Origin of the sequence: Methylobacter sp. BBA5.1 (assembly GCF_000746145.1) — a bacterium.
Lineage (GTDB): Bacteria > Pseudomonadota > Gammaproteobacteria > Methylococcales > Methylomonadaceae > Methylobacter > Methylobacter marinus.
This window is the reverse complement of the sequence record NZ_JQKS01000069.1, coordinates 1-4,619: the sequence shown is the minus strand read 5'-3', so window position 1 is coordinate 4,619 and position 4,619 is coordinate 1. Positions and strand designations below refer to the sequence as shown.

Below are 4,619 nucleotides of genomic sequence, written 5' to 3'. Positions count from 1 at the left end.
ATCCGGAGGGATGGGCGCCAAAAATCAATAATGCTTATGGCACGATCCGAGGCTTTGGATTCTGATGACAATCATCGATCTACCTCCACAAATGCAAGAGCTCGTTGTATGCTCGATCTCGGCAGCCATCAAATACGAAGTCCCGGCCAATATCATGCTGGCCGTGGCTGAGAAAGAAGCGGGAAAACCGGGGCAATGGGTGCGAAACACAAATGGCACTCATGATGTGGGCGCAATGCAGTTCAATACCTCGTACCTGTCTGATCTTAGCCGATACGGCATCACGGCGAATGATGTCGCGGCCGCAGGCTGCTATGCGTTCGACTTGGCTGCCTGGCGCTTGCGGATGCACATTCGCAATGATAAAGGCGATCTATGGACGAAAGTGGCCAATTACCATTCCCGCACAGATAAGCACAATACCATTTATCGTGCCGATCTCATGCGCAAGGCGACCAAGTGGGCGGATTGGCTTGAGACCCGTTTCGTGACACTGGATGTGACGAAATCGGACGCAGTGTTCACGATGCCGAGCGAGTCTGCCTCGCAAGAAGTTATGCCGCCGGCTATCCAGACGCCAAGCAAGAAGTTACCAACGACTAAACTGGCAGCAATTCGATCCGAGAGTTTTATCGGCTATGTATCACGACAGATTTCCTTCAATACCTATAGCGGGGAAGGCAAATGAAACCAATGCGTCTTTCCGATGGGACAGTCGAGGCGTTGAAGTGGCTCGGTTTGATTCTAATGACGGGGGATCACGTCAACAAGTATCTATTCAATGCCACGCTGCCCGTTCTGTTTGAGTCTGGCCGGCTGTGCCTGCCGATTTTCGTTTTCGTGCTGGCGTATAATCTGGCCAGGCCTGATGCATTGGTCCATGGCGTTTACACTCGTACCATGAAACGCCTGGCGATATTCGGCATATTCGCTTCTGTCCCATTTATCGCCCTGAACCTGAATCATCTGCACGGCTGGCCATTTGGGCCGCTTAATGTCCTTTTCACTCTCCTGGTCATCACTGTCACGGCGTACTTGGTAGAGAAAGGTGGCATTGTCAATTGGGTAGCTGCCTTCTTCGTATTTCTGCTCGGCGGTTGCTTGGTCGAATACTGGTGGCCAGCGGTTGCGCTAGGATTAACTATTTGGATGCACTACAAGAAACCTTCTTGGATCACGGCCTTCTTCGCACTACTCTTCTGTGCGTCATTGTGGTTTATCAATAAAAACCTATGGGCTATGGCTGCATTAGCATTAATTATGATCGCTGCCCAAATTGATCTATCAGTGCCGCGCTTACGTCGAGTGTTTTATTTCTACTATCCACTACACTTGGCCATGCTCTGGCTAATACGCATTCCCATGAGCAAAGTCGGATACCTTGTTTTTTGATTGTAGCCTAAATGATGCACAAAACGCTTTCCCTTGCCTTTTTCTGGCGATTAAAGGACGATGATTGGTGTTCTTTATGAGAGTCTTTGTGCTAAATTTAAGTTAGGATGATCTGGGTTAAATTGTACTTTGAAAAATTGAGGTTTTGATAAGCCAGTGCTAGCCTTTTAATGTTGAAACCGTGCAATAACAATAAACGAAAATGTAAAGATGCTGCAAAAAATCAATGTTCAGTGCAAAGTCAGGCCAGAACTATCAGAGAAAGTGATGGAAGCCCTGTATACTCTTTCCCAAATACAGGCTGATGCATATGAAGCGAATGTCGGATCGGTATCTTTTCGTCCGTTTGAAAGTTTCAGATTGACTGCGGACGGCACTCTCACCTTAACGGTTCAAGGCGTTTCTTCCAGCGCGCAAAATTTATAAAAATATTCCAAAGTACTTTTGAATGGATTTTCTCTGCCAGTGATTTTTTTGTTCACTACAATGGATCTGGAGTGATTAGTGGCCAACTCCAGAAGCTTAATTTACGCCCTATATACCCATTGGGACATTTTAGAAAGTTTGATTCCTCTCAGCAGAGAGTTTCCGGTATTCGAGCAACAAGGGGAGCACGCAGAATTAGGAGAAAATTGTACGTTAGTGTCTATTCTGCAGTGCATTGATATATATCCCAATCAACACAATCACTTGGAATTACTTGAAAGCAGTCATTGGCAATTTTTCATTTGGAGCAGATTGGTCGGCAAAAAACGATCCAGGCCGTGTCAAAACGCATGGCAGAATCTATTCAACGCGATCAAAACTGCCGACACGCCAATCACTTACGAGCATGTGTTGACGGACAGCGATGAAATTCTCAGCCTTGTGCGTTTTCCCTGTTGGTAGAATAGGCTGGCTGACGAGCTGGAGGTTAGAAAGCTCTACGCAAATCCTTGTTCAAATACAAGCTGCATGCCGACGAGGTGTTGTTCGATAAGGCGTATAACTACATCAGGCAGTATTATTGATCTTTTTGGGGAAACAGAATTGTGAAAGTTATTTATGTTGGACTTGATTCGAAGAAGCGAAAATGTTTAATTGAGAAAGAGCCAAATATCATAGTTCTGTTGTTTGATAAATGGGATGACTATAACTATAAAACGACTTTCCCAACGGATTGCCGGATTAACGGTGAATCAGTAGAAATTGACGCGATAAAGATTTTGATAGAAGGGCAAATGGCTTCGTTTGCCTATTTGGATGGTCTTGTTGCTCAAGGATGGGATGGAGCCTTCCCAATCCCAGACACAATCTATATTTCAACTCCAACTTCTTTATCTTTCTACGAACAACTTGAAGGACACTTGGGACTTGACAAGGCAATAAATGTTGCGCAAACGCTTCATGATGCAAGCTATCAAGCAAAGATCAAAGAGGATGAGGACGCTTTACGTTTAGTAATGACCGATGGCTTTAATAAGTCATTGCAACGTGAGCGAGGTGCGAAAAAAGCTTATCTCGATGGGTGGAAACTTTTCGGGAGAAAAAAAATTTTCATAGGTAATTTGACATTCCAGTTCAGATCGTCGAAAGGAGGCTATTTGCCTCTGGATTTGAGGTTCGAATCAAATAGTCCGCTACCTCATGACATCAATGTACTGATTGGACCCAATGGCGTTGGGAAATCCCAGTTTTTGCATCAACTGATTAAAAATTGGTTACAACTTGATCCCGATAATACAGACGATATTGGTTTCACCGAAAGACCAAATTTGAATCAGGTTGTGGTTGTTTCTTACAGTCCGTTCGAGCTTTTTCCCGTTGATACCGATGATGATAAGCAACGCAGGGATCATGATGTATACAAATATTTTGGATTACGAGGTCGGAAAAAAACGCTTACTGACAGTAAACGTGGCTCAAATAAAGTTACCTTATCTCGTGATTTTCCAAGGGTGAATGCGGCTCAGTCTTTGCTGAATTGTTTGGCTGACGATCAAAAATTTGGGGGAATAAAGGAATGGTCAAAAAAAGTTAAGACGGTGGAGAAAGTTCTTGGCTTGGCAATTGATTTTGAGTATGCGGCTGTAGTAGTCAGTGCTTCAAATGATATTTCGAAGTTCTTCACTGATATTAAGTGGATTGATGAGCCATTTGTGGATGGTAAGGGGACAATTGAAGATGTAGACATTGTTGAACAACGCTATATTCCTATAGCGTCAGATCGAATAAATGAGTTGAAAACTCAGACTCTTAGGAAGCATATTCAAGATCGAGAAGGCGTTGTATTTTTGAAAGGCGGAAAGCCTGTGCATTTGAGCTCAGGACAGCGATTGTTTTCATATATCGTCATCAACATCCTGGGGGCAATACGACGGAACAGCCTTATTTTGGTAGACGAGCCCGAATTGTTTCTCCACCAAAGCCTTGAGATAGCCTTCGTTAGAATGCTTAAATCAATACTTGCAAGCTATGGGTCCAAGGCACTTGTCGCAACTCATTCACTTGTAATAGTTAGAGAGATTCCCCGTGATTGTGTTCATGTGTTCGAGGATACAAAGGATGGTATTGTCATCAAAACTCCGCCTTTCGAAACATTTGGAGGTGATGTGCAGAGGATTTCTTCCTACGTTTTTGGTGATAAGTCGCTCTCCAAACCATATGAAGAATGGGTCAGTCAGCAATTGAAAGAATTTGGTTCAGCAGAAGGCCTAATTGAGGCATTGGGTGATAATGTTAATGAGGAACTTATTATTCAGATCAACTCTATGGATAATGGTCTATGGTGATGCGTTTGGATAGGCCAGACATTGACGATCATAGTCTGATTGATTCAGTAGTAGCAGAACGGCAAAATGGAAAAAACGCGGGCTATTTCAACTCGATTTGTGAAGAATGGAAGGCAAGATCAAAAACATATATCGATGCCGCTGGTAATCCAGAAATAATAAAGCCTTGGCCAGGGATTGAGCCGCACAAGAAAAAATTTCAGAATCTTTACCTTAGCCCTAAAGAAGGATCTACGCAAAAACCGATACTAGATGGTTTGCGTTCTCGATCGTTGCAACTGTGCCCAGCTTGCGGTGAGGATGGTACGCCAAATACACTCGATCATTATTTGCCCAAGGAGATATTTCCTGAATTGTCGATTACTCCTGCCAATTTGTTTCCCATGTGTGACATTTGTCAAGGTGAAAAAGGAACTAAGACTGTTAGTAGCAAAAATGAACGCTTATTTATTCATC

At 43.6% G+C, this 4,619-nt stretch carries 4 protein-coding genes and 1 pseudogene; all 5 read left to right on the top strand.

What is annotated here, in order from left to right; translation table 11 throughout:
- The first annotated feature begins 64 nt into the window (after positions 1-64).
- Positions 65-688, top strand: a complete 624-nt coding sequence (locus tag EK22_RS21585) for a transglycosylase SLT domain-containing protein (RefSeq protein ID WP_036254350.1) — start codon at positions 65-67, stop codon at positions 686-688.
- Positions 685-1,392, top strand: a complete 708-nt coding sequence (locus EK22_RS21580) for a TraX family protein (protein WP_081918018.1) — start codon at positions 685-687, stop codon at positions 1,390-1,392. Before EK22_RS21585 ends, EK22_RS21580 begins: the two co-directional genes overlap by 4 nt.
- A gap of 210 nt (positions 1,393-1,602) precedes the next feature.
- Complete coding sequence (locus EK22_RS24490; protein ID WP_152565186.1) at positions 1,603-1,818, top strand: hypothetical protein; 216 nt, start codon at positions 1,603-1,605, stop codon at positions 1,816-1,818.
- Between the two features lie 605 nt (positions 1,819-2,423).
- The gene (locus tag EK22_RS21570) at positions 2,424-4,163 is read left to right on the top strand and encodes an ATP-binding protein (protein WP_036254346.1); all 1,740 of its coding nucleotides are present in this window, start codon (positions 2,424-2,426) and stop codon (positions 4,161-4,163) included.
- Positions 4,157-4,619: pseudogene (locus tag EK22_RS25055) on the top strand (hypothetical protein); the annotation flags it as partial. The gene EK22_RS21570 and the pseudogene EK22_RS25055, both read left to right, overlap by 7 nt.